The following is a 22,084-nucleotide window of genomic DNA, read 5'->3' on the forward strand; positions in this document are numbered from 1 at the left end:
CTGGCGGAATAAGCCGATTTTTTCGGCTTAATCTCGCCTGCGGGCCGTTCACTCGCAGAATAAGCCGATTTTTTCGGCTTATTCCCGCCTGCGGGCCGTTCACTCGCGGAATAAGCCGACTTTTTCGGCTTATTCTTCTTCCTGCCTAGGGCAGCGCCTGGCCGCAAGAGCCGCATGGCGCTGTTTTTTTTGCATTCAACGGAGCCGGAGGCCTGTCCGAGGCTGGTGTGTTCCAATATTTTTATAGGGAGGGTTGACTTCGATACAACTCGAAGGACTAGGATGAAGGCAAGCCGGATGAGCATGGCCGGCAACTTGATCAGAGGAGAGATGGATATGACGGAAACAGCGAAGATCGCCCTCATCACGGGAGGCAGCCGGGGACTCGGCAGAAACGCGGCCGAGGCGCTCGCCCGGGCCGGAGTGGATGTCATCCTGACCTATAATAGTCAGAAAGAGATTGCGGAGCAGACTGCGGCCGGACTGGAGGCCATGGGACGCAAGGCGGCCGCGCTGAGGCTAGATGCGGGCGACGTGTCCTCGTTCCCGGCTTTCGCGGAACAGCTGAAGGCCGTTCTCGCTGCCAAGTGGGAGCGGACGACGATCGACTTCCTCGTCAACAACGCCGGCTTCGGCTTGAAGGCATCCATTGCCGACACGACCGAGGAACAGTTCGACGGCCTCGTGAACGTCCACTTCAAGGGAGTCTTCTTCCTGACCCAGGCGATGCTCCCCCTTCTCGCGGACAACGGGGGCATCATCAACGTCTCCTCGGGACTGGCCCGCTTCACCTTTGAAGGCAGTGCCGCCTATGCGGCGATGAAAGGCGCTGTCGAAGTGCTGACCCGCTACATGGCCAAGGAATTCGGCAAAAGGGGCATTCGCGTCAACACGCTCGCTCCAGGCGCGATCATGACGGACTTCGGAGGCGGCTCGCTGCGGGAGGACAAGGCTGCGCAGAACCTCATCGGCTCTGTGACAGCGCTTGGCCGCCCCGGCGAAGCCGACGATATCGGCGGAGTCGTCGCGGCTCTGTGCTCCCCGGCATTGGGCTGGGTGAACGGACAGCGGATTGAAGCTTCCGGCGGCATGATGCTCTAAGTCGCTGCAGGATCCATACAGCCAAAAAAAACCGCTTCGGCGGTTTTTTTGTTGCCCTTGCCGAGGCTCGGCTGTTCGGGCATCGGTCCGGTATCGTCTATCGTCCACGCCATCCGCTTGAATGGATATTCGGTGCTCAGCCGCTGCTTTCCCTGCCTTCGCGCTTCGGCATCTTTGGCCGCGGCCGTTCTCAATGGCTGGCCGCTGCCTCTCCCCGCCTCCGCGCTTTGGCATCTTTCGCGGCCGCTCTCAATGACGGACCTCTGCCTCTCCCCGCCTTCGCGCCTCCGCCTCGTTCGGCGCGGCCGCTCTCAATGCCTGGCCGCCGCCTCTCCCCGCCTCCGGCATCTTTCGCCCCGGCCGCTCTCAATGGCTGGCCGGAGAACCGTCCTTATTGGAATCGTAGAAGGCGACCTTGAGGTTGATGATGTTCAAGTTCTTTTTCAGCTCCGCGATCTGCCTCTGCACTTCCTTGCCGTGGGCGATCATCATTTCCTTTCTCGTCTCCATCGTGCCGGGGCCCTCCATGAACATATCCATGTACGACTTGATTTCCTTGATCGGCATGCCGGTGTTTTTCAGGCAGCAGATCAGCTTCACCATTTCGAGATTCTGTTCCGTAAATACCCGGTTTCCCGACTTGTTCCTTCCCACGAACGGAAGCAGCCCTTCTTTATCGTAGAAACGAAGCGTGTGCGCGGACAAATCGCAAATTTCGGCCACTTCATGGATCGTATACATCGTTGCCCTCCTGTTGATCGGCTCTCCGCCGCAATATTGACTTCGACTTGACTCTAACTCCTATCTCCTCACTATAACGTCCGCCGTCCTTATCGGCAATGCCGCCTTGCACCTGTGTCCCCTAAGCAAAAAAGCCCTCCGCCAGGTCATCCCTGCGGAAGGCTTGTTGTTACCGGTACGAGCCGTAGCTGATTCTCCTGCCGTCCCTGCCGAACCCGAGCAGCACCGCGATGCGGTACGCCAGCCAGGCTGCGGAGGCCAGCAGCATGATGTCGTAAGCGGCATTGAACAGGAACAGATGCTTCTCGATGTCGGCCAGGCCGTCGCCCATGATCGGAATCAGGAAAGCGAAGAAGCCGACGAAGCCGACGAGCATGAGCAGCTCGGAGGTTATTTTGGCCGAGCCCTCGCGCGCGCGAAGCCATTCGATCACGCATACGCCGTAGTACACGATGTAGAACAGGACGATGAACAGCAGCGAATTCGGCATATGCCCGGCCTTGAACCGGCTCCAGCCGCTGTAGGTGTCGTTGAATGCGCCCGGCGGCTTGCCCTCGGCCTTCTCGTAGTTGCCGAGGTATCCCGGCTTCAGGTACACGCTCTGATGAGCGGCACGCTCCATGAGGCCGATCAGCCGCTGCGGATGGGTCGCATAGTAGAGCATGACCTTGCCGTGGGACATCCGGTCGTAGAAGTCGGCCCTCATTTCCGGCGCGTCCTGCTTGATGGGGACATCCGTCTGGAAATAGTTCGAGCCGGCGTTGCCCGCCAGCTTCTCCGGCAAGCCGAGAGCCTTGAGATCTCCTTTTACATCGGGGGACTTGTTCAGAATGCCGTAGAAAACGGTCTGATACAGGTTGATATGCTTGAGCCCGTCCGGGGCGAACACATACAGCAGTGCCGACAGCAGGAACAGCGCGGAGCAGCAGATCAGCACGAGCTTGCGCCAGGCGCGGTCCCACCGGAGCGGCAGGAAGCGGAGCCCATAGAGGGCGAACACGACGCCTAGCGGCGTATTCTGCAGCTTGCCGCAGGCGAGCATGAACACGCAGAAGAAAAAGAAAATCAGCGTCCAGCGGCCCGGCTCCTCCTGATGGGCCAGCCGGAGACCCGTTCCCAGCGTAAGCAGCAGGAAGATCAGCGACACCGGCTCGGCGAAGAAGGAATTGAAGTAGGCCAGGTAACGAACGTCCAGGAATACGAACAGCAGCCCGGCCGTGAGGACGACGCCAACAGCCATGGAATATCTTCTGCCTGTACGGACCAGCAGATAGACCGCTGCGACCAGCAGCGCTCCGTACACCGCCGCCAGGATGCGGATGTTGAACAGGGAAGGATCATAGAGCCATCCAAGGCCCCTCGCGATGAACACCGGAATCAGCTGGGAGGTGATGTAGGCCCCTCTCAGGCTCCCGTAGGCGAAGTGCTGGTTGGCGTAGCTGAAGAAACGGTCCTCGTATGTAGTGGCGGCAGGATTGTAGTCCAGTCCAGCCGTCATGAGCACGCGCAAAAAGTCCCCCGAATCGGCCATGCCGATGAAGGGACGGGTGAACAGCAGCCAGATGATGATGCCGGCCGCGCCTGCGGCGGCCAGATATTCGATTCGGAATCGGGTTCTCACGGTCACACCCCCTGGTAGCTCAGAGCGTCAGGGCCGCTCTGAGATCTTGTCTCCGCCGGGACGTCAGCGGACGCGGGACGGACCGCGGGCTCCACCTCGCGCTCCACGATATAGAGCGGCCGCCTTTTGACTTCCCGGTAGATTTTCCCGATGTATTCGCCGATCAAGCCGACCGACAGCAGCTGCACGCCGCCGATGAACCAGAGCGAGACGATCAGGGACGCCCAGCCGGAGACGGTGTTGCCGAACATCTTGGAGATCAGCGCGTACAGACCCATCACGATGCTGACGCCGAACACGATGAAGCCCGCGGCCGTCACCATGCGGATCGGCTTGACGGACAGGGAGGTGATTCCCTCCAGGGCGAAGCTGATCATCTTCTTGAGCGGGTATTTGGACTCGCCGGCTGCGCGCTCCAGCCGCTCGTAATACACGACGCCGGTCTGGAAGCCGAGCATCGGCACGATGCCGCGCAGGAACAGGTTCACCTCCGTGAACTTCTCCAGCTCGTCCAGCGCGCGGCGGCTCATCAGCCGGTAGTCGGCGTGGTTGTTCACGATGCGCAGGCCCAGTCCTTCCATGACCTTGTAAAAGCCTTCGGCTGTCGTGCGCTTGAACCAGGTGTCGCGCTGGCGGCTGCTGCGCACGCCGTAGACGATCTCGCAGCCTTCCAGATAGCGCAGCACCATGTCGCGGATCGCCCGGACGTCGTCCTGCAGGTCGGCATCGATCGAGACGAGGCAGTCCGCATGGCGCTTCGCTGTCATCAGCCCCCCGAGCAGGGCGTTCTGGTGGCCGACGTTGGCCGCCAGGTTGAGTCCCGACACTCTCCGGCAGCGCGAAGCCAGATCCGCAATCAGCGGCCATGTGCCGTCCTTGCTGCCGTCGTTGACGAACATGATGAAGCTCCCCGGCGCGATGATGCCTTCCTTCTCCATGCTCTCCAGCATGGCGTCCAGCTCAGGCGCGGTCAGCTCCAGCACTTCCTCTTCGTTATAACAGGGCACGACGACGCCCAGTACAGGCCTATGTTCTCTCATGGCAAAACTCACTCCTAAGCATCCGGCTGCCGCCCGGGCTGCCGCGAAAATTAGCCTAATTATACCGCATGTCCGGGGAAAAGTCCCTGCTGGAGGGAATAACAGGCAAACAGGCTGCGCCAGCCGCCATGGAAGATGGCGGAGTGCAGCCTCTTTCCTTTCCATATAAACCCATCCCGCAGAGATCTAAACGGTAGGCGAAAACCTATGGCGCCGGCTCAAAACCTCAGGGCACGCAGACGCTCTGCCGCCGCATCCACCCACAGCCCGTCCTCGTCCGCAAGCAGCGCATGCCAGCCGAACGCCTCGGCAGCCGCGACATTGCGGGGCGAGTCGTCCGCGAACAGGACCGGCGCACCCGGCTCCAGCTTGCCCGCGCAACGCTCCAGCAGCGCCGGATCGGGCTTGCTCAGCCCTTCCTCGCAGGAGATCGTTATGCTGGAGAGCCATTCCGACGCGGGCTCCAGCACCGGCCGCAGCCAGCCCGAGACATGGTTGCTCAGCAAATGCACGTCGGCCAGCCGAGCCAGCTCAGGCAGCCTCTCCAAAGCGGGCAGCGGCTGCAAATGGGAACGCAGCAGCCTTTCCGCATCCGCCTCCGCCCATCCGGGAACGAATCCGGCGATCCAGCGGTAGAATTCCGCTTCCGGATGCTCTCCCGTCCATAACCGTCCGGCAATATCGCGCTTGTACCTGTCTCTCAGCTCTCCGAAGGCGTGGCCGCTTATCTCCGCCAGCTCCTGCCACATGGAAGGCGTAAGATTGGAGACAAGCACGCCTCCCGCATCGAGCACGAGCTGCGGCCGGAGAACAGAACGAGGCTTATCATCAGGCATGAAAGGCATGGCATCCATCATGGTTTATCTCTCCAATCGCAAATGTCCGGCGTGAAACCGGGAGTCCCCCCAACGACTCCACGACTTGGAGTGGGCAAAGTTTTTCCCTGCGCCGCTTTTTAGACATGCAAAATGCTCCCCTCACGGTAGACAAGTTTATTTTTTCACCTGTCTGCCGTATGGGGAGCATCTCGATTCGGCTTTTGGGACAGCCTCTATTGGCGGACGGTCTCCCTTTGGCTGCCTCAGGCAAGGCAGCATCACGCTCCCTTAGCCGAGCGCAGCATGGACAAGCTCTCCGCCGGCGGTGAATCGGCCCGGCCTCCGGCTGAGGCTAGCCCAATATGAGCCGGTCGTCCGACAGCTTCTGGCCGCTGATGCCCTCGAACTCCCGCAGCAGCTCCTGGACCGTGAGTCCCTGCTTGCGGCTCTCGGGAATATCGAGAATGATGCGGCCCTTGTCCATCATGATGAGCCGGTTGCCGAGCCGGATGGCCTGCTCCATGTTGTGGGTGACCATCAGCGTCGTAAGGCCCATGTCGCGCACGATGCTTTCCGTCAGCCGGGTGATCAGCTCCGCCCGCGCCGGATCGAGCGCCGCCGTATGCTCGTCCAGCAGCAGGATATCGGGCTTGGTGAAGGTCGCCATCAGGAGGCTGAGCGCCTGGCGCTCGCCGCCGGACAGCAGGCCGACCTTGGCGCGCAGCCGGTTCTCCAGCCCGATGCCGAGGCGGCTGAGCTCCTGGCGGAACAGCCCGCGCTTCGCTCCCGACACCGACCAGCCCAGGCCGCGCGGCTTGCCGCGCTTGTAGGCCATCGCCAGATTCTCTTCGATCGTCATGTTCGGCGCGGTGCCGGCCATGGGATCCTGGAAGACGCGGCCGATCCAGCGGCTCCGTCTCGATTCGGACGCTCCCGTCACATCCGCATCGGCGATGGAGATGCGTCCGATGTCGGGCTTCATGACGCCGGAGATCATATTCATGAGCGTCGACTTCCCCGCGCCGTTGCTGCCGATGACGGTGACGAAGTCTCCCGCCTTCAGCTGCAGGTCGATATTCATGAGAGCGACCTTCTCGTCCGGCGTGCCGGGGTTGAACAGCTTGGATACCGATTGCACATGCAGCATCAGGCTTCCCTCCTTCCGGCAGTCCCTGCCGCAAGCTCGGCGGTGCGCCTGCGCGCCTGCCGCTTCTGCTTCATCGACCGGTTGACCGTCGGGATGACGAGCGCGATGATGACGATCGCCGCCGTGATCAGCTTGAGATCGGACGCCTCCAGGTGGAGGAAGTCGGAACGCAGCGCCAGCGCGATGACGACCCGGTAGACGACGGCGCCGACCAGCACGGCGAGCGTCGTCATGAAGACGCCGCGCGCGCCGAGCAGAGCTTCGCCGATGATGACGGAAGCGAGGCCGATGACGATCATGCCGATGCCCATATTGATGTCCGCGAAGCTGGCATCCTGCGCGATGAGCGCGCCGGACAGCGCCACGAGACCGTTGGAGAGGCTGACGCCGAGCACGGTGGAACGGTCGGTATTGCCGCCGAAGCTGCGGATCATCCGCTTGTTGTCGCCTGTCGCCCGCAGCGCCAGGCCTAGATCCGTGTGCAGGAACCCGTCCAGAAGGAGCTTGGCGGCAATCGCCACGACGAGCAGCACGAGCGGATAGAACCAGGAGACGCCGCCGAAGGTCAGCCATCCGGAGCTCGCGATGCTGCCGAGCAGCGTGTTCTCGCCCGAGATGGACACGTTCGGCTTGCCCATGATTCTCATATTGATGGAATACAAGGCGATCATCATGAGGATGCCGGCCAGCAGGCCGTTGACCTTGCCCTTCGTATGCAGCAGCCCTGTGCAGGCGCCGGCTGCCATTCCGCCCCCGAAGGCGGCAAGCGTGGCAATCCACGGCGACCAGCCATGCGTCAGGAGCACGGCCGCGATGCCGGCTCCCGTCGTGAAGCTGCCGTCAACCGTCAAATCGGGAAAATCAAGGATGCGATACGTGATGTAGACCCCGAGCGCCATCAGGGCGTACATGAGCCCAAGCGCAACCGCTCCGTTCAGGGATAGGATCAAGGAAGCCACCTCTTAGCTATTGGATGATGTTCGTTTCCTGGTCTTTCACTTTGGCCTTCATATCGTCGGTAACGTCAATGCCCTGGGCCTCTGCGGCCTTGAGATTGAGGATGAGGTCGAGCTTCTCCTGCATGCCCACCTTCATGTCCCCTACCTTCTTGCCGTCCTTCAGCACCTCGGCCGCCATTTGTCCGACCTGATAGCCGTGGTCGTAGTATTTGAAGCCGACTGTGGCGAAAGCGCCCTTCTCGACCGTATCACGGTCGCTGGAGAAGAACGGAAGCTTCTTGGAATTCGCCACCTGGATGATCGTGTCGACGCCGCTGATGACCGTGTTGTCGAGCGTCGTGAAGAGCGCGTCCGCGCGTCCTACGAGCGACTCGGCCGCCTGCTTCACCTCGGATGTATTGGATACCGGGGCTTTCACCAGCTTGATGTCATGCTTGGCGAGCGCCTGCTCGGCGTTTTTGGCCATGATGACCGCGTTGGACTCGCCTTCGTTGATGACGAGGCCGACGGATTTCACCTTCGGGAAGTCGGAGGCGATGAAGTCCATCAGCTGCACGATCGCATCCGGGTTCGTGTCGGAAGCGCCGGAGATGTTGCCGCCCGGCTTGTCCAGGCTCGTGACGAGCTTCGCGTCGAGCGGATCCGTGACGGCCGCGAACAGGATCGGCGCGTTCTTGACCTTCTCCGCTACAGCCTGCGCGGATGGAGTGGCGATGGCGAGCACCAGATCGTTTTTGCCGGAGGCGATCTTCTGCGCGATCGACAGGTTGTTGCTCTGATCGCCCTGCGCGTTGTTGAAGTCGACCTTGAGGTTGTCGCCCTCTACGATGCCGGCATCCTTCAAGGCGGCGAGGAAGCCTTCGCGCGTCGCATCCAGGGACGGATGCTCCACGATCTGCGAGATCGCGATGGAATACGTTTTGCCTTCCGCTGCGCCTCCTGCGGAAGGAGCCGGGCTTGCCGAGCCGCCCTCATTCGTGTTTTTTGCCCCGCAGCCTGCCGCCGTCATCAATGCCACCGCGAGGAGCGCGGACGCCCACATTCTTTTTCCCATGAATAGACCCCTTTTCCCATATCATGAATTTGTCCAGACCGTTTTTTCATCCACTCTTTTGAGCATTTTGTAAAGCTTCTGTACCCAGTTTAAGGGGGAACTGAAATTTCGTCAATTAAAGCGCGACCGCATAAAGGCAGGAAACGGACAGTGCTTAAAAGCGGCTTTCCTTTAAATAAAACCATGCCATGCTCTTCCTTTTCGTTTCCAACCGGTTGAAAACCCGCAGCGGCTGAAATTTCCTCCCCGGAACGGGCAGACAATGCGGAAAGGCCGCATCTTTTTTTATTCATACGTGTCTATATAGATAGTGGAAAATCGTAAAGGAGGGGTCCGTTTGCCGAAGTCGATCGGAGCGGCTGCCGTTATTTTAGATTCGGAAGGCAGAGTCTTGTTAGTGAAACATAGCTACGGCAACAACAATTGGGAGCTGCCGGGCGGAAAAGCCGAAGACGAGGAGTCCGCCGAAGATACGGCGGCCAGAGAAGTGCTTGAAGAAGTCGGACTGAAGGTCGGAATCCGGCAGTTGACGGGCATTTATTACGATCCGAACCATGATATGCATCATTTTGTGTTCATGGCGGATACCGGCCCTTCCCATCCGGCTCCTCAGCCAAGCTCGCCTGAAATTCTGGAATGCCGATACTGGGCAAGAGACGAGCTTCCCAGACCGATCAGCGATTTTACCTGCAAGCGCATTGACGATGCCTTGAATCCGAATAGACCGCAGCTTTTCCATACGGTGGGACCGAGGCAGTGGTTGGAAGGATAGAATGAGGATGCCAGACAGAGCACGCATGGGAGCTTCATCGAATCGGAGATCCACTCATCGGATGGGCTGCGGCCAGAACGAACGATGTCGTCTTTGTGTACGAACAAGGCGGCCAGGTGGTCGGGTATATCCACGGCAGTCCGTATGAACTGCTTTTTTCCGGCTCTCTGGTCAACGTCCTGGGCTTCGTCGTCAAAAAAAGCCGACGAAACCAAGGAATAGGCGGCAAGCTGATCGGGCATCTGGAGCAATGGGGACAGGAGCATGGATTTTCGGGCATCAAGCTGCTGTCCCATCCAAGCCGGACAGCAGCTCATCGATTCTATGAGAGACGCGGCTACAGATTCACAAAACCAAAAGAATTTCATCAAAAATTGGCAGGAGTGATCGAGACTAAGAAAAGTCGGCAGGCGCTGACGGAGGATCGGCGAAAACAATCATTCCGATGGTCTTATCCGGATGACCACCTTTCCCTTGGCGCTTCCGCCTTCCAAGTACCGAAGAGCTTGCCCGGCATCCTCTAGCCGAAACACTTTGTCCACAACCGGCTTGATGCGGCCGCTCTCGATCATTTCTTTTAAAAGGCTCAATTGCGCTCCGCTCGGCTTCATGAACAGGTAGCGATAGCTCGTCCGGCTTTTTTTCGCAAGCGCGGTGATTCGGCGGCTGACGAGGGCCAATAGGGCCGTTTTTATCCAGCCTAGCTGCTGTTCTTTTCCGAAGGCGGCGTTCGGCACTCCCGATATGGAGACAACCTGCCCGCCTTCCTTCAAGATCCGGAACGACTTTTCCAGGGCGTCTCCTCCTAAAGTGTCGAACACCGCGTCATACCCGGCTAGCAGCTCTTCAACCTTTTCTTTCCTGTAATTGACGATCCGATCGGCGCCAAGCGATTTGACCAGCTCGTAGCCTTTATCGCTTGCCGTCGTGGCGACAAATGCGCCCATTTCCTTGGCCAGCTGGATCGCGAAGGTTCCGACGCCTCCTGCGCCTGCGTGGATCAAGATTTTTTGACCTTTCCGCAGCTTGAGAATATCGGTGAACGCTTGATAAGCCGTAAGTCCGACGAGCGGAATGGAGGCCGCTTCATCAAAGCTTAGATTTTGCGGCATCAGGGACAGATCATCCTCATGAACGGCGATATATTCAGCCAGCGTCCCGATCCTGTTCTTGCGGGGCCTCCCGTAGACCTGGTCTCCGGGTTTGAATGCGCTCACCGACCCGCCTGCCTGGACGACGACTCCGGAGAAATCATTTCCCAAAACAAGTGGAAACTTGTACTTCAGCAGGAACTTCACTTTCCCTTCCTTAATCTTAAAATCGATCGGATTCAAGCTGGCTGCATGAATTTCCACCAGCACGTCATGCTCGCCAATCGAAGGCATGGGCCGTTCCGCCATCACTAACGGACTGTTCTTTCCATACTTTTCAATGATCATAGCCTTCATTTCCATCCTCCTCAAATGTTTATATGTTTAAACAAATCAACCAATTGGTCGGAGCAGCAGCAAGAGCATCGTCTCTGCTGCTGTATTTCCTGTGCCGGCGCTCGTTACCGAGACCCGCTGCACTCGGCTTCAACGGCCGCAATCAACGACTTGAGCCGTTCAAGCGGCTTCCGCACCGTCAGCACATAAACATTTTCAACGCCTTTCTTTTCGGCTTCAATATAGCCGGACTGCTTCAACACCTTCAGATGATGGGAGACAGCCGGTCTGGACAGATTCATATGGCTGGATATCGTATTCACGTTAAGTCCCGATTTGTGCTGCGCCAGCAGCAAGATAATGGCTTGGCGGCCGGCATCGGTCAACACATCCAGCAAAGGAATGCATTCTTGGAACTGCTGCAGGACATGCCCGGTTTGCTCGCTCATCGTTCTCCCTCAATCCGTTCATTGGTTTAATCGTTTAAACTGAATTATAACCGTCCGGCAAATAAAATCAAGACCGGGCTCGAAGCTTCACTCTATGCTTGCGGTTCCATTCACGGCGACCGCCGGTCCGCCCGTTCAAATCATGTGATTATTTGCCTATACCTATCCTATCCCTCGAACGCGCAGATCGAACCGTCTATAGTAAAGCTGAAAGGCGGATTGTCTTGAGCCAAAACGAGGGGAGAGTGCGAACCATGACGACTTATAACAAGCCAAGCGTGGCTGAAAGCGAAGTCGAGGACGTGGTTAAGGCCCACCTGGGCTCCATCGCCACGGAGATTATGCCCATGGATGGCGGCAACTTGAGCAGCGTCTTCTCCTTCAACCACGAAGGAAAAGGGCTTGTCATCAAGTTCAGCGACCTGGAGGGAGCCTACGCGACCGAACGGTTCCTGTCGGAGCTGCTGTCCGGCCAGGGAATCCCCTATCCCCGATGTTTGGGGCAAGGGAAGCATGGAAACTTGGCCTACGTCATCATGGAACGGATCGATGGCTACAGCCTCGCGGCCTGCACCCCCGAGCAGCAAGCCGGGCAGCTTCCAGAGCTTATCGATCTTTTGAATCGGCTTAATCAAGTGGACATACGGTTTACGAGCGGCTACGGGTGGATCGGGCCGGACGGCAATGGAAAGCACCGGACCTGGAAGGACTACTTGACTGCTTCGTTCGCGGAGGATCAGACGGGCACCTTCTGGGAGAACTGGCACGGCTTGTTCCGCAGCACCTGCTTGGAAAAGGACGTTTTCGACGAGTGCTACAGCCGGCTGATGGCCTACGCGCCTTACAATGAGCCCCACCGCCATTTCATTCATGGCGATTTTCACCAATGGAATATTCTGTCGAGCGGCACCCGCATTACCGGCATCATTGACGGCAACTGCGCCTATGGCGATGATCTGGTCGATCTCGCGATTCTCGACCGGCATATGGCAGCGCTTGGGGTCGTTCGGGCTTATCAGGACTACCAGGAGCAAGCAGGAATGACGATCCCCGATTTCAAGGAGAGACTGCTGGGCGCCTACTATATGAAAGGACTGGACGGCCTCCGCTTTTATGCGAAAATGGGCTGGACCGATGCCTACAACGGCACCCGCGACTTCCTTCTGCGTTTGGACTCCTAGCCGCCGTCCGGCTTGGCACGGGCCTGGAGCAGCCGCTTAAGGCTGCCGGAAGAAGAAAGCGAAACAGCCGTCCGGCTTCAATGACGAAATCCGGACGGCTACGTCCAAGACGGCGATTGCAGCGAATGCCTGCGCCGCTATTCCGACCGGACGTCGGGAGCGCCTTGAGCCGCTTCCTTGACATCGGTCTTTTCTTTGTTTTCCTCCAGGTAATAATGACGGACCGGCTTCAGGTCATCCCCGAGCTCGTAGACGAGCGGCGTTCCGGTCGGAATATTCAGAGTGGCGATGCCGTCCCCCGGAATGTCGTCCAGATAGCGGACCAGCGCCCGAATCGTGTTGCCATGAGCGACGATCAGCACCCGCCGGTTCTCATGGAGCGAAGGCTCGACCTTCTCTCTCCAGTAATCCAGCACCCTCTGCTCCGTATCGTCCAGATTTTCCGTCACCGGCACCCGGTCCTTGATATCCTTGTAGCGGGGATCCCTTCCCTCATAACGCTCGTCGTCCTTATCCAGCGCCGGCGGCCGGACGGTGACGGATCTGCGCCATAGATGGACCTGCTCTTCCCCGTACTTTTGCGCCGTCTCCTCCTTGTTGAGCCCCTGCAGGGCGCCGTAATGCCGTTCGTTGAGCATCCACGTCTTGTCCGTCGGAATCCAGAGCAGGCTCATTTCATCCTGGATGATCCAGAGCGTCCGGATGGCGCGCTTGAGCACCGACGTATAAGCGACATCGAACACATAGTCGTTCTGGCGAAGAATTTCCCCGGCGCGGCGGGCCTCCTCCTTGCCGCTGTCGGTCAGATCGACGTCCGTCCACCCCGTAAAGCGGTTTTGTGCGTTATACTCGCTCTGTCCATGGCGGACTAGCACGATTTTGATCATGGCTGAGTCAACTCCTCGTTTCGGTTGTGGAACTCCTGCGTTCTTCTCCAGTCTATTTTTACCCACCTGGCCCGCATGCAAGCCCTCCTGCCATTTATCCCGATCCGGCCACAACTTTGCGCCCGCCTATTCGTCTTCTATAGAGATACCACTACTCCCTGCTACGGAGAGGAGCCGACTCGGCGTGACGGATCGAATTCTTATCGTGGACGACGATGCTTCCATCGTCCGCATTACCGCTCTCTACATGAGGAAAAGCGGGTATGAACCGGAGGCGGCGGCAGATGGGATGGCAGCTCTGGACATGCTGGAGAACGGAGAATATGCCCTGATCCTGCTCGATCTCATGCTTCCGAAGCTGAACGGCTGGGAGGTATGCCGGAAGCTTCGGGCGGAAGGCAGCCGGATTCCGGTCATCATGATGACCGCCCGCGGCCAGCTGGAGGAGAGGATCGAGGGTCTGCAGCTCGGAGCGGACGATTACATCGTCAAGCCGTTCGACCCCCGCGAGCTGATGGCCCGGGTAGACGCCGTGCTCAGGCGCTCCCGCGGCGGACAGCCGCCGGCATCCGGAGCCGCATGCCGCGCCGGCAATCTGCGCCTGGATGCGGAACGCCGGTCGGTGACGCTCGGGGGCCGCATGATCGACCTTCCCCGGCGGGAATTCGACCTGCTGCAGGAGCTGATCCGCCATCCCGGGCTCGTGTGCAGCCGCAGCGAGCTGATCGAGCGGATATGGGGCTGGGATTTCGAAGGCGACGACCGGGTCGTGGACTTGTATGTGCAGAGGCTTAGGCGGAGGCTGCAGCCGGCGCAAGGCTGGTCGATCTCGACCGTCTGGGGCGTCGGCTACAAGCTCGACCGGACGGACGAAACATGAGATCGCTGGTATGGAAATGGATGCTGTCCTATCTGCTCATCGGAATCCTCATCATCGCGAGCCTGACGGCGGCGACCAGCTGGCTCATCCAGCAGAAAGCCTATGAGCGGAGCTGGAAGCAGCTCGCCGACGCCGGCCAGGACATTCAGCTTCTGTTCGACCAGGTGCAGGAAGGCCGCCTGAAGCCTGCCGCCTTCCGCGAGAGGCTGCAGCAGCTCGAGAAGCATGGCTCGCTTCAGATCAGCATCCAAGGCAAGCGGTACAACTTCTCGAAGGCAGGCATCCAGGAGGTCGGCACCCGGCCCGATGTCCGCGAGTGGGTCCGGACGGTCATGGAGGGCGGCACGATCCAGGAGAAGAAGGTCTACGCCCGCCAGCAAGGGACGACGATGCTGATTCGCGGCTTCCCGCTGCAGAGCGGAGGCGAAGTCGCCGCCTCCTGCTTCGTTTACCGCCCGGTCAAGGAAGCCGTCCGTTATGTCGGTCCGCTGCAGAGGGCTCTCTGGCTTGTATCCCTCGTTTTCGCAATTCCCGTATCCCTCGTGCTCTGGCTCGTCTCCCGCGCCTTCACCCGCCCGGTGCTGGAGCTGAGCCGGGTCGCCCGGAGCTACGCGGAAGGCCGGTTCGAGACGAGAGCCCAGTATCGGGGCCGCGACGAGCTCGCCGATCTGGCCGGCGCGATCCATGGCATGGCGGACAAGCTCGGGCGGGTGGAGGCCGGCAGGCGGCGCTTCATCGGAGATCTCGCCCACGAGCTGCGGACGCCGCTGACGACCGTACGGGCCGCTCTGCAAGGCATGGACGACGGCATCATGAGCGAGGAGGAGAAGTCGGAGTTCACGCGGCTTGCCCTCTCGGAAACCCGGCGGCTGCAGCAGCTGATCGACGACCTGACCGAGCTGACGGAGTTCGAGGAGCATGTCGTCCGCTACCGGATGACCGCCTTCGATCTCGGGGAGCTGCTTCAGCAATGCGTGCTCCAGCTGACCCCGGCCGCTGAGGAAGCGGGAATGACGCTATCCTGGCAAGGCTGGACGGTCCGAGAGAACTCGTCGCCGATTCGATTCCGAGGGGATCAGCAGCGGATTCGCCAGGTGGTCCTGAACCTGATCGGCAACGCGATCCGCCATAACGATGCGGGGACCGCCATCTCCGTGTCGGGCTTCCAGGACGGCAGCCAGATCGGATTCGACGTCCGGGATGACGGTCGAGGGATTCCGGAGGAGATGCTTCCCCGCATCTGGGACCGGTTCATGAAAGCCGACGGCAGCAGAAGCGGCAGCTCCGGCTCCGGTCTTGGACTTACGATCAGCCGGTATATCACGGAAGCGCATGGCGGCACGATTCAGGCGGTATCCTCGGAGGGCAACGGTACCCGCTTCGAGGTTGTTTTCCCCTCGGCGGCCGATGACACATCCATGACATAACTGGCCGTTATTCTGGGTTCAAGGCGGCTCGGGCATCCTCCCGAGCCCCATACTCAGAAGCAGAGGAGATGGATGGGAATGAACAAGAAATGGTCGGGCGCCATGGCCGCCCTCGTCATCGGATCGGTACTGGCAAGCGGCGGAGCGGTTCATGCCGCTGCGGCAACGGCGAACGCAGCGACTACGGCGAAGGCTACAGCGAAGGCAGCGACTACGGCGATCACTGTCAAGACAACGGCACCGGCAACCGGGCCGGCGAAAAAGCTCTCCGCGACGGCAGCGGAATGGAAAGCGGAGATCAAGCCGCTCAAAGCCGAGCTGACCGCTCTCGCCAAGCAGAACGCCGCGCTGGGCAGCCAGCTCAAAGAGGTCCGCAAGCAAATCCATGCCGATCTCAACAAGCGGACTGCCGCCGAGAAAAAACACTTCAAGGAACAGCTCGCCGCCGTCCGCTCCGATATTCGCGGCGAACGCGCCTCTCTCAGCGGCACCCGCGGGCTGATCAAGGCTGAGCAGGCCAAGCTGAAGGCGGCCAAGGCCGGCAAGGACCAAGCTGCTGTCGCACAAGCGATCCGGTCCATCATTACGCTGCGGCAGCAGGTCGTCGTCCAAAAAACGAAGCTGCTGGATCTGCATCAGCAGATCGAAAAGGCGCTTGCGCCTGCAGCCTGACTTCATCTTCCTTTACTGCGATCCCGTCCGGGCATCTGCCTATGGCGGGATTTTTCACTTGCAGGCAGCGTCCCGCCAGCTCGGGAAGAACGGCATCGCTCGGGTATATCCGATTTTCCCCTGGCTATCGCCCTTTCTTTTGGCCTATGCTGTTTAGCAGAGACCAACCAGGGAGGCGTTGCCCGCATGAAGCAGAATAAATACGACGACAAGGAATTCTTCTCCAGCTACAGCCGGATGCCCCGCTCCTTGGGCGGCCTGGATGCCGCTGGGGAATGGAGTACGCTCCGCGGCATGCTGCCCGATCTGGAAGGCAAGCGGGTGCTCGATCTCGGCTGCGGCTTCGGCTGGCATTGCCGTTATGCAAGGCAGCATGGCGCCCTGTCGGTGTTAGGCTTGGATTTATCGGAAAATATGCTGCAGCGGGCGAGAGAGATGACCGACGACCCCGCCATCGAATACCGCCGGTCAGCGATTGAGGACATTGATTTTTCCGAAGGGGAATTCGATGTCGTCATCAGCTCGCTCGCTCTTCATTACGTGGAGGACTTTGCCGGCGCCGTGCGCAAAATCAGCCGCTCCCTCGCGGCAGGCGGGGATTTCGTCCTGTCGGTCGAGCATCCGGTATTTACGGCGCTGGCGGCGCAGGACTGGCATTACGGCCCGGACGGCGAGAAGCTCCATTGGCCGCTGGACCGCTATCACGAGCTAGGGCTGCGGAATTCCCGCTTCCTCGGCAGCGACGTCATCAAGTACCATCGGACCGTCTCCGCTTACCTGAATGCCTTGATTGGCGGGGGCTTCGACATCAAGGAGCTGTCGGAGCTGACACCGACCGAGGCGATGCTGGAGTCGAATCCGGCTTGGGCGGAAGAAGTCCGGCGCCCGATGTTCTTCCTCATCTCGGCGAAGAAACGGCAATGGAGTTCTCGATAAGCACGGCCGTCGCTCCGGCGGCGGCTTTTTGCTTTCTTCCGTTGGCGACCTGAAACAGCGGCGCGACTTCTGAAATCCCCTCCAGGAACATAAGCTTCCCATAGTGCTTGTCATCGCGCTTGAAGGAGGCTGTCCCTTGAACCTCGATTGGATCTGCCACGACCCGGTCTTCGAGACCGACGCCCTGTCGCCCCTGTTCCGGTCCGAATCCGCATGGAGAGGCCATCTCCGCTTCGGCTACGATTTCATCCGCAACGCACGGCCCGCCACCGTCGTGGAGCTCGGAACCCATTACGGAGCTTCCTTTTTCAGCTTCTGCCAGGGAGCCAAAGACGGATCTCCCGATACAAGGCTTCATGCGGTCGACAGCTGGGAGGGGGATTTCCATTCCGGAGCCTACGGCAGCGAGGTTTTCCAGCTCGTCTCGAGGGCTGCGGCGCTGTACCCGCAAGCGGCCTTGCACCGGGCAGCGTTCGACGAAGCTCTGGATGCCTTTGCAGACGGTTCCATCGATCTGCTCCACATCGACGGCCTCCATACGTACGAAGCGGTTCGCCGCGACTACGAAAGCTGGCTGCCGAAGCTGGCCGGGGACGGCATCGTGCTGCTGCATGACACGGAGGTCAGGATTGCGGACTTCGGCGTCTGGAAGCTGTGGAGGGAGCTGTCCGGGCAGCATCCGGCGAAAGCCTTCCAGCATTCCGCGGGTCTCGGCATTCTCGCTCCCAAAGGGCTTTCCGCTACGGCCAATTCCCTGTTTGCCGAATGGCAATCGTTGAACCGTTACTATGCGGACACGGAATAAGCTTGCTCCGCACGTCTAAAAGGCTGCCGCGAGGCAGCCTGTTTCCCTCCTTAGCCTATATCCGCCCCGTTGACGGCAGCATCGCGAAAACCCGGCTGCCCTTCGCCCCCCTGTTTCTCCTCGCAGCTCTGCTTGCCCGCGTATGCGCTCCTCGCCATTCGGCCGGCGTACCGGCCCCGCCCTCGCAGCCCTATTTGCCGCCATACCAGCTCCGCGGCTTCGCGACCCAATCGTAATGATAGAGGACTTCATCGATTCTGGCTTGATGGACGATGTCCAATGAAGCTCTTGCCGCCCATTCGTCATCCTCGCCGTAGCCGATGTCCCGGAACGGATGCCGCAAGGCAAGCTCGCGCTTGTAGCACATCAGATGGTTGGGCTTGCGGTAGTAGCGGCTTTCGTCCACCCCATGCTCGTATTCCACGCCGTAGAGGCAGGAGCGCAGCGGCTTGCCGCCCTCATAGACCATCACGTCGAAAACGATGCAGTCCGCTTCGGGCCGGCCCGCAATGGCGCCCAGCAGCGCAGCGGCATAATGCTCCGACACGCGGTCGTCGTCGTCGATAAAAGCGACATAGCGCCCCTGAGCCTGCTGCAGCAGGGCATTGCGCTTGGCCCCCGTGCTCCGCCGCCGGTTGTCCGTCATGACGATCAGTTCGACCGGCTTGCCCGCAATCTGGAGCTCCAGCGCCTCCAGCAGCGAATCCAGCCGCTCCCGCCTCTCCGGCAGCGAAGGAATCAGCAGGGAAAGCAGCGTCTCGTCAGCCGCATCCCCCTCTTCTGCCGGCGGAGGATGCGCAGCCATGGCGGAATCCGCCGCCAGAGAGCGGAAATAAGCCCGGTTATGCTCGATGCTGGAATGGCCGGAAGGGGCATATACCGCAGCGGCTTCGTTGCTGGCACACGCCTCCTCTCTCCGGCCGAGCCGGTCGTAGCAGACAGACAGCTGCAAATGCGGAAGCCATCTCAGCTCCGGCGCCGTCTCTCTCCCTTGCTGCCACAGGCGTGCCGCCGCCGCCAAGGACAGGCGGAACCAGACGATGGCCGACTCGTAATCCAGCCCTTCCATCGCCGCTAGGCCCGATCGGTAGCAGGCCAGCACAGGCTCCGCCGCCCTCTCCGCCTCTGAAGTCCGATCCCGCCTCATATTCCGGTGGGTATAGCTGCCATGGCGGTACACGAGACGCATATATCCGTTGCTCCGCATCCAGGAGTCCACGCGCTTCTCGAACAGCTCTCCTCCATAAGCGGGATAACGCGCGGATGCCGGATGGCTCTCCTCGTAGATCCGCGCCCGGAAATCCTCCGTCCGGATCAAGTAGCATTGATCGGAGAAGCCGTACCCGACGTAGAAATCCTTCTCGGCCGTCAGCGCCTCCTGCCGCGCCTCCTCCTCGTTGCCGTTCGGAACCGGACACGCGCATACAAGGGAGGGCTGGGCGCGCATCCGCTCCAGGGAAGGAGGGATCCAGGGCAGCGCACCGTCCAGCATCGAGTCTCCCGAATAGTGGAGCAGATATTCCGTCCGGCACCGGTAGATGGCGACGAGCTCCGCGATGGAATAATAGTAGCCTCCCTCGAAGCTCTCCCGGCTCAGCCCGAAGAAATCAAGCGCTTCGCCGCTGAATGTCTCCACGACCGCGTAGGAGGTCAGGACGCCTTCCTCCACCAGGCGCTGCGCATGCCGCTCGACGAGCTCCGGACGGCTGACGTTGTTGATGTACAGAATCTTCTCGTCAAAAGGGAACTCATGGCGCTCGATCGCCTGCCTCAGACGGTCCGTCTGCAGCAGCTCCCGCCAATCCTCCTCATAACATTTGGTCTCGAAGGTAACGCCGGGCTTCAGCAGCCGAATCCCGGCTCCGTTACGGACGGGAGCGCTTTGGCGCTGCTCCTTCATGGACTCGCCCAGGCGCTGCCGCCCACCCGGATGTCCAGCTCATGCGGCCATTCGCCGCTGGGCAGCGAGAATCCGGCCGCAGAGTCCCAGTGCAAGCCGTCCGTGCATAGAGCCATTCGTACGAGCTGGGAAGAGCCCAGCGAGGAGAAGGAAATAAGCGGAACGTCCGCGCTCAGGCCGCGCCGGAAGCTGCGGAACGCAAGCGCATCATCCCGTTGCAGCTCCTCGCCCGCCCGCAGCCACAGAATGAAGTCGCGCCCGGCTTCGCGCAGTCCGGCCGCCACTCCATTCGCCTCCGCTCCCTGCTCCCCTTCCGCTTCGGCATAGACCGTCTTGAGATTGCGGATCAAGCCGGTCCGATGCACAGACTCGCGGCTATCCCGGCCTCCGTAGTGGACGAGCATGATCTCGTCGGCCAGCCCGGCCATGCTGTCCAGCGTCCGCTCCATCTGCTCCTGCCCGGCATCCGGACCGGCGCCGACGCATAAGGTCAGCGTAGGCTGGACCTTGTAGATCAGGTCGATCAGATCTTCGCCCCATTTGCGCCGGGCGATTTCCCGGTTCACGCTGAGCAATGCCGTCAGGTCGAAATCCTCGAGCGCATTGATCGTCACATGACCGTAGTGGTGGATGAACGAATCGCAGGCGACGACCAGCCGGTAGCCGCGGCTGCGGATTCTCATGCACAGGTCATCGTCCTCATAATTGCCCAGACCGAAGCGCTCATCGAAGCCGCCCATTTCCAGCGCCAGATCGCGAGGCAGCAGCAGGCAGAAGCCTACCAGCCGGGGCACCTCGATGATCTTGCCCTGCCAGGCGGCCGAGCGCGCGGCGGCGTAGGCCCCGAGTCCTTCCAGGCCGGGACCGTAATCCGCTTCCACCTGCTGCTGCCCGCTCACATAGTTGGACACCGGGCCCGTCATCCCGGCCGTACGGTCGGACTCCAGCGCCCTCAGCATCGCTTCCAGCCAGCCCTCCGTCACGACCGTGTCGTTGTTGAGAAACAGCACGAATTCGCCGTCAGCCAGCTCCAAGCCTTGGTTGCAGCCTTTGGCGAAACCGGCGTTGACGGCATTGAAGACGGCCTTGCAGCCCAATCGCCGAATCATCTCGGGCGTGCCGTCGGTGGAGCCGTTGTCGACGAGGACAAGCTCGTAATCTTTCGTGTGCGAGATGATGCTCGCCAGGCATCTCACCGTGTACTCCAGCTGATTATGCGTCAGGATGATAATGCTCGTTTTCATCTTCCGCCCCCTTTCGCGCACGTCCCGTCCGGTTCGTCCGCTTGTCCGGCCTGCTCCTTCCTCATAGGTATTCGGCTCAAGCCTTTGTTATGCCAGCCTCCCTCTCCATCCGCGATGGTGGAAGAGATCCGGCAGAGGGGCATTTCGGGTATAGAGAAGGTTTACCTGGCCAACCGTCGGGACGGTTGGTAGATTAAAGGCATGAAGGGTTCAAGGAAGGGGCGGATCTTATGAAAGAGACCGGAAGCATCGCGCTCGTCACGGGCGTCAGCAGGCCGGAGGGAATCGGGACGGCGGTTTGCCGGGCTTTGGCCGGAGCAGGCATGGATGTGTTTTTCACCCATTGGGGCGCCTTTGACGAAAAGGAAGGCAACGGAGCCGCTCCGGGATGGCCGGACCGGCTCGCCCGCGAGCTGGCGGCGAGCGGGGCGAGGGCTGCGCACATGGAAGCCGATCTGGCGGATCCGGCTTCGCCGGCAGCCATTCTGGACGCCGCGGCAGAAGCCTTCGGACAGTCTCCGTCGGTGCTCGTCAACAATGCGGCCTACGAGCGGCACGCGGACTTCCGCGAGCTGAACGCCGACATTCTCGACCGGCATCATGCCGTGAACGTTCGCGGCACCGTCCTGCTCAGCACGGAATTCGCCAAGCGGCTCGAAAGCGGCCATCCTCCGCAGACGCAGGGGAGAATCGTCTTTCTCGTGTCCAAAGGGCCTGATCCCGCCAATCTCGCCTATATCGCCGCCAAAGGAGCTGTAATCGGCATCATCGAGCCGCTCTCGGTCGCGCTTGCTCCGCTCGGCATCACCGTCAACGGCTTCGATCCCGGGCCGACCGACACCGGCTGGATCGGCGAGGAGCTGCGCGAACGGCTTCTCCCCCTGTTCCCTATGGGCCGCATCGGCACTCCCGAGGACGCCGCTCGCGGCATCGCCTTCCTCGCCGGCGAGGCTTCAGGCTGGATTACCGGCCAGGTCATCCGGTCCGAGGGCGGGTTTCTGGGGAAATAAAATGCAAAGAGCG

At 60.5% G+C, this 22,084-nt stretch carries 24 protein-coding genes; 10 read left to right on the forward strand and 14 right to left on the reverse strand.

From position 1 onward, the window contains the following. A partial coding sequence (locus PHU01S_RS26445; RefSeq protein WP_218032488.1) for a hypothetical protein occupies window positions 1–305 on the reverse strand: 305 nt, incomplete at its 3' end. A 31-nt stretch (window positions 306–336) separates the two neighbouring features. On the opposite strand from PHU01S_RS26445, the gene PHU01S_RS22060 reads away from it, so the two are divergent. Next, a complete protein-coding gene (locus tag PHU01S_RS22060) occupies window positions 337–1,101 on the forward strand; it encodes an SDR family NAD(P)-dependent oxidoreductase (protein WP_127509988.1) in 765 nt (254 codons plus the stop codon). 366 nt (window positions 1,102–1,467) lie between these two features. Here PHU01S_RS22060 and PHU01S_RS22065 read toward each other — a convergent pair whose 3' ends face one another. The 8 genes from PHU01S_RS22065 to PHU01S_RS26450 form a co-directional block, all read right to left on the reverse strand. Continuing rightward, window positions 1,468–1,842 carry a MerR family transcriptional regulator gene (locus PHU01S_RS22065; protein ID WP_048744264.1) on the reverse strand — a complete coding sequence of 125 codons (375 nt, stop codon included), beginning with the start codon at window positions 1,840–1,842 and terminating at the stop codon, window positions 1,468–1,470. Between the two features lie 169 nt (window positions 1,843–2,011). Continuing rightward, a complete protein-coding gene (gene wsfD / locus PHU01S_RS22070) occupies window positions 2,012–3,463 on the reverse strand; it encodes a glycan biosynthesis hexose transferase WsfD (RefSeq protein ID WP_127509990.1) in 1,452 nt (483 codons plus the stop codon). Between the two features lie 2 nt (window positions 3,464–3,465). Beyond that, window positions 3,466–4,503: a glycosyltransferase family 2 protein gene (locus PHU01S_RS22075; RefSeq protein WP_048744268.1), complete on the reverse strand. Its 1,038-nt coding sequence runs from the start codon at window positions 4,501–4,503 to the stop codon at window positions 3,466–3,468. Window positions 4,504–4,721: 218 nt separating this feature from the next. After that, window positions 4,722–5,339: an HAD family hydrolase gene (locus PHU01S_RS22080; protein ID WP_157054015.1), complete on the reverse strand. Its 618-nt coding sequence runs from the start codon at window positions 5,337–5,339 to the stop codon at window positions 4,722–4,724. A gap of 334 nt (window positions 5,340–5,673) precedes the next feature. Next, the gene (locus PHU01S_RS22085; protein WP_048744272.1) at window positions 5,674–6,468 is read right to left on the reverse strand and encodes an ABC transporter ATP-binding protein; all 795 of its coding nucleotides are present in this window, start codon (window positions 6,466–6,468) and stop codon (window positions 5,674–5,676) included. Further along, window positions 6,468–7,379 (reverse strand): ABC transporter permease, encoded by a 912-nt coding sequence (locus PHU01S_RS22090; protein WP_048744443.1) that lies wholly within the window; start codon window positions 7,377–7,379, stop codon window positions 6,468–6,470. The genes PHU01S_RS22085 and PHU01S_RS22090 overlap by 1 nt, the downstream gene beginning before the upstream one ends. A gap of 55 nt (window positions 7,380–7,434) precedes the next feature. Beyond that, entirely contained in the window at window positions 7,435–8,481 is a 1,047-nt protein-coding gene (locus PHU01S_RS22095; protein ID WP_049869047.1) for an ABC transporter substrate-binding protein, read from the reverse strand. Between the two features lie 89 nt (window positions 8,482–8,570). Continuing rightward, on the reverse strand, window positions 8,571–8,774 hold the full coding sequence (locus PHU01S_RS26450; protein ID WP_218032489.1) for a hypothetical protein: 204 nt from the start codon (window positions 8,772–8,774) through the stop codon (window positions 8,571–8,573). Window positions 8,775–8,791: 17 nt separating this feature from the next. Here PHU01S_RS26450 and PHU01S_RS22100 point away from each other — a divergent pair, with 17 nt between their 5' ends. Together PHU01S_RS22100 and PHU01S_RS22105 are read left to right on the forward strand one after the other, a co-directional pair. Next, window positions 8,792–9,253: an NUDIX hydrolase gene (locus PHU01S_RS22100; RefSeq protein ID WP_269745402.1), complete on the forward strand. Its 462-nt coding sequence runs from the start codon at window positions 8,792–8,794 to the stop codon at window positions 9,251–9,253. Between the two features lie 95 nt (window positions 9,254–9,348). Then, a complete protein-coding gene (locus PHU01S_RS22105; protein WP_246029306.1) occupies window positions 9,349–9,777 on the forward strand; it encodes a GNAT family N-acetyltransferase in 429 nt (142 codons plus the stop codon). On the opposite strand, the gene PHU01S_RS22110 is transcribed toward PHU01S_RS22105, so the two are convergent. Both PHU01S_RS22110 and PHU01S_RS22115 read right to left on the reverse strand, forming a co-directional pair. Then, entirely contained in the window at window positions 9,691–10,701 is a 1,011-nt protein-coding gene (locus PHU01S_RS22110; RefSeq protein WP_127510002.1) for an NADP-dependent oxidoreductase, read from the reverse strand. The genes PHU01S_RS22105 and PHU01S_RS22110 overlap by 87 nt on opposite strands. Before the next feature lie 104 nt (window positions 10,702–10,805). Next, window positions 10,806–11,129 (reverse strand): ArsR/SmtB family transcription factor, encoded by a 324-nt coding sequence (locus tag PHU01S_RS22115; RefSeq protein ID WP_021879949.1) that lies wholly within the window; start codon window positions 11,127–11,129, stop codon window positions 10,806–10,808. 254 nt (window positions 11,130–11,383) lie between these two features. Here PHU01S_RS22115 and PHU01S_RS22120 point away from each other — a divergent pair, with 254 nt between their 5' ends. Further along, entirely contained in the window at window positions 11,384–12,310 is a 927-nt protein-coding gene (locus PHU01S_RS22120) for a phosphotransferase family protein (RefSeq protein ID WP_127510004.1), read from the forward strand. A 137-nt stretch (window positions 12,311–12,447) separates the two neighbouring features. Here the strand turns inward: PHU01S_RS22120 and gpmA are convergent, their stop codons facing one another. Beyond that, window positions 12,448–13,197: a 2,3-diphosphoglycerate-dependent phosphoglycerate mutase gene (gene gpmA / locus PHU01S_RS22125; RefSeq protein WP_048745032.1), complete on the reverse strand. Its 750-nt coding sequence runs from the start codon at window positions 13,195–13,197 to the stop codon at window positions 12,448–12,450. A gap of 184 nt (window positions 13,198–13,381) precedes the next feature. Here gpmA and PHU01S_RS22130 point away from each other — a divergent pair, with 184 nt between their 5' ends. The 5 genes from PHU01S_RS22130 to PHU01S_RS22150 all read left to right on the forward strand — a co-directional run bounded on the left by PHU01S_RS22130 (window position 13,382) and on the right by PHU01S_RS22150 (window position 17,917). Then, the gene (locus PHU01S_RS22130; RefSeq protein WP_198156197.1) at window positions 13,382–14,077 is read left to right on the forward strand and encodes a response regulator transcription factor; all 696 of its coding nucleotides are present in this window, start codon (window positions 13,382–13,384) and stop codon (window positions 14,075–14,077) included. Continuing rightward, the gene (locus PHU01S_RS22135) at window positions 14,074–15,504 is read left to right on the forward strand and encodes a sensor histidine kinase (RefSeq protein ID WP_127510006.1); all 1,431 of its coding nucleotides are present in this window, start codon (window positions 14,074–14,076) and stop codon (window positions 15,502–15,504) included. The genes PHU01S_RS22130 and PHU01S_RS22135 overlap by 4 nt, the downstream gene beginning before the upstream one ends. 78 nt (window positions 15,505–15,582) lie before the next feature. Continuing rightward, window positions 15,583–16,176: a hypothetical protein gene (locus PHU01S_RS22140; protein ID WP_048745030.1), complete on the forward strand. Its 594-nt coding sequence runs from the start codon at window positions 15,583–15,585 to the stop codon at window positions 16,174–16,176. A gap of 186 nt (window positions 16,177–16,362) precedes the next feature. Continuing rightward, window positions 16,363–17,112: a class I SAM-dependent methyltransferase gene (locus tag PHU01S_RS22145; protein ID WP_127510008.1), complete on the forward strand. Its 750-nt coding sequence runs from the start codon at window positions 16,363–16,365 to the stop codon at window positions 17,110–17,112. Between the two features lie 136 nt (window positions 17,113–17,248). Continuing rightward, the gene (locus PHU01S_RS22150) at window positions 17,249–17,917 is read left to right on the forward strand and encodes a class I SAM-dependent methyltransferase (RefSeq protein WP_127510010.1); all 669 of its coding nucleotides are present in this window, start codon (window positions 17,249–17,251) and stop codon (window positions 17,915–17,917) included. Between the two features lie 190 nt (window positions 17,918–18,107). On the opposite strand, the gene PHU01S_RS26745 is transcribed toward PHU01S_RS22150, so the two are convergent. Together PHU01S_RS26745 and PHU01S_RS22160 are read right to left on the reverse strand one after the other, a co-directional pair. After that, entirely contained in the window at window positions 18,108–19,817 is a 1,710-nt protein-coding gene (locus PHU01S_RS26745) for a glycosyltransferase family 2 protein (protein WP_246029307.1), read from the reverse strand. Next, entirely contained in the window at window positions 19,814–21,061 is a 1,248-nt protein-coding gene (locus PHU01S_RS22160; protein ID WP_127510012.1) for a glycosyltransferase family 2 protein, read from the reverse strand. The genes PHU01S_RS26745 and PHU01S_RS22160 overlap by 4 nt, the downstream gene beginning before the upstream one ends. Window positions 21,062–21,291: 230 nt before the next feature. Between PHU01S_RS22160 and PHU01S_RS22165 the strand changes: the two genes are divergently transcribed. Further along, complete coding sequence (locus PHU01S_RS22165; protein WP_049869041.1) at window positions 21,292–22,071, forward strand: SDR family oxidoreductase; 780 nt, start codon at window positions 21,292–21,294, stop codon at window positions 22,069–22,071. Window positions 22,072–22,084 lie beyond the last annotated feature (13 nt).

The organism is Paenibacillus humicus NBRC 102415, assembly GCF_004000905.1.
GTDB classification, from domain to species: domain Bacteria; phylum Bacillota; class Bacilli; order Paenibacillales; family Paenibacillaceae; genus Paenibacillus_O; species Paenibacillus_O humicus.

Bases quoted from the DNA above. Each gene is read 5' to 3' on its own strand.
- PHU01S_RS22160 (WP_127510012.1), bottom strand. From the start codon at position 21,061: ATGAAAACGAGCATTATCATCCTGACGCATAATCAGCTGGAGTACACG.
- gpmA (WP_048745032.1), bottom strand. From the start codon at position 13,197: ATGATCAAAATCGTGCTAGTCCGCCATGGACAGAGCGAGTATAACGCA.
- PHU01S_RS22110 (WP_127510002.1), bottom strand. From the start codon at position 10,701: ATGAAGGCTATGATCATTGAAAAGTATGGAAAGAACAGTCCGTTAGTG.
- PHU01S_RS22065 (WP_048744264.1), bottom strand. From the start codon at position 1,842: ATGTATACGATCCATGAAGTGGCCGAAATTTGCGATTTGTCCGCGCAC.
- PHU01S_RS22165 (WP_049869041.1), top strand. From the start codon at position 21,292: ATGAAAGAGACCGGAAGCATCGCGCTCGTCACGGGCGTCAGCAGGCCG.
- PHU01S_RS22075 (WP_048744268.1), bottom strand. From the start codon at position 4,503: ATGAGAGAACATAGGCCTGTACTGGGCGTCGTCGTGCCCTGTTATAAC.
- PHU01S_RS22115 (WP_021879949.1), bottom strand. From the start codon at position 11,129: ATGAGCGAGCAAACCGGGCATGTCCTGCAGCAGTTCCAAGAATGCATT.
- PHU01S_RS26745 (WP_246029307.1), bottom strand. From the start codon at position 19,817: ATGAAGGAGCAGCGCCAAAGCGCTCCCGTCCGTAACGGAGCCGGGATT.
- PHU01S_RS22085 (WP_048744272.1), bottom strand. From the start codon at position 6,468: ATGCTGCATGTGCAATCGGTATCCAAGCTGTTCAACCCCGGCACGCCG.
- PHU01S_RS22145 (WP_127510008.1), top strand. From the start codon at position 16,363: ATGAAGCAGAATAAATACGACGACAAGGAATTCTTCTCCAGCTACAGC.
- PHU01S_RS22090 (WP_048744443.1), bottom strand. From the start codon at position 7,379: ATGTACGCCCTGATGGCGCTCGGGGTCTACATCACGTATCGCATCCTT.
- PHU01S_RS22135 (WP_127510006.1), top strand. From the start codon at position 14,074: ATGAGATCGCTGGTATGGAAATGGATGCTGTCCTATCTGCTCATCGGA.
- PHU01S_RS22095 (WP_049869047.1), bottom strand. From the start codon at position 8,481: ATGGGAAAAAGAATGTGGGCGTCCGCGCTCCTCGCGGTGGCATTGATG.
- PHU01S_RS26450 (WP_218032489.1), bottom strand. From the start codon at position 8,774: ATGAATAAAAAAAGATGCGGCCTTTCCGCATTGTCTGCCCGTTCCGGG.
- PHU01S_RS22080 (WP_157054015.1), bottom strand. From the start codon at position 5,339: ATGCCTGATGATAAGCCTCGTTCTGTTCTCCGGCCGCAGCTCGTGCTC.
- PHU01S_RS22060 (WP_127509988.1), top strand. From the start codon at position 337: ATGACGGAAACAGCGAAGATCGCCCTCATCACGGGAGGCAGCCGGGGA.
- PHU01S_RS22140 (WP_048745030.1), top strand. From the start codon at position 15,583: ATGAACAAGAAATGGTCGGGCGCCATGGCCGCCCTCGTCATCGGATCG.
- PHU01S_RS22120 (WP_127510004.1), top strand. From the start codon at position 11,384: ATGACGACTTATAACAAGCCAAGCGTGGCTGAAAGCGAAGTCGAGGAC.